The 1,417-nt window shown below is 39.8% G+C and carries 1 protein-coding gene; it reads left to right on the forward strand.

Features of this window, described 5'->3' with window-relative positions; all coding sequences use genetic code 11:
- Positions 1–103: 103 nt before the first annotated feature.
- On the forward strand, positions 104–1,417 hold a 1,314-nt coding region (locus ACFXN8_RS26470; RefSeq protein ID WP_386848326.1), incomplete at its 3' end, for an IS3 family transposase.

The following is a 1,417-nucleotide window of genomic DNA, read 5'->3' on the forward strand; positions in this document are numbered from 1 at the left end:
TAATATGGTACCTGTAGTTAGGACACTTGAAAAAGAGTGTGCTAACTGCGGGTATTTTTTATATACTAGACTTTCAAGATTAAAGGACGAACTAGGGGCTACTATGAGTAAAATTATATTTTCAACAAAACAGATACTACAACTTCAAAAAAATCCAAACGTACAACAGGTTAGCGAACGTACGATTACCTATACAGATACATTTAAGAGTCAATTCATTGATGAATACTTCGCAGGGAAAACACCGAGACAAATTTTTAAGGAATATGGCTTTGATGAAGAGATAATCGGGATCAAACGTATTGAACAATCAGCATTTCGTTGGCGTAAAGCATATGAAAAGAACGGCTTAATTGGCTTAACGGATACACGCAAATCTGGATCAGGTAGACCGATTAAACGCGAATTAACAGCGGCAGAAGTCATTGAAAGACAAGCTGCACGCATTCAACTATTGGAGGGGCAAGTAGATTTACTAAAAAAGCTCGAAGCGACAGAAAGGAGGCTGCTAAACGACAGCCAAAAACTAAGCACAAATAAGGTCTTTCAACTCATTTCAGATACGCTCACTCAGTTTCCATTTAAACGGATGGTGACGTATTTTTGTGACCTCTTAAAGGTTTCTCGCTCAGGCTATTATAGCTATTTACAGGCGAGTGATGTGCGAGCAGTGAGAGAACAGAAGGATTTAAAGGCACGCGATATGATTTTAAAAGCCTTTGATCGTCGTGGTTATAAGAAAGGCTCTCGTTCGATTAAAATGACACTCGAGCAGGATTTTCAATGTGTGATGAGCCGTAAAAAAATCCAGCGTATTATGCGCAAGTACGGGATTGTCTGCCCGCATCGTAAACCGAATCCATATAAACAAATGGCGAAAGCAACGAAGGAACATCGTGTTGTGCCAAATAAATTAAATCGTGAATTTAAGCAAGGTATCCCCGGGAAAGTATTATTAACGGACATCACCTATGTGCCATATAACGGAAAGTGTATGGCTTATTTGTCGACGATAAAAGATGCCTCGACGAACGAAATTTTAGCGTACCATGTCTCAGACCGAATCACGCTCGAAATCGCTACGGAAACGATTGAAAAATTGATCCGTAATAAGCGCGTTCTTCTTCATCCAGAGGCCTTTATCCATTCAGATCAAGGGGTTCACTATACAAGTCCACGCTATCAAACGCTCTTAAAAAAACATGGCTTAGGTCAATCGATGTCACGCCGAGGAAACTGTTGGGACAATGCGCCACAGGAATCGTTTTTCGGTCATTTTAAAGACGAAGTAGACTTTAGCTCCTTGAAGACACTTGAGGAACTAAAAGCGAAAATCAATCACTACATGGTCTATTACAATAATTATCGTTATCAATGGAATCTAAAAAGGATGGCTCCTGTGCAATACAGAAACCAT

The organism is Lysinibacillus sp. NPDC059133, assembly GCF_042755925.1.
Classification (GTDB): domain Bacteria; phylum Bacillota; class Bacilli; order Bacillales_A; family Planococcaceae; genus Lysinibacillus.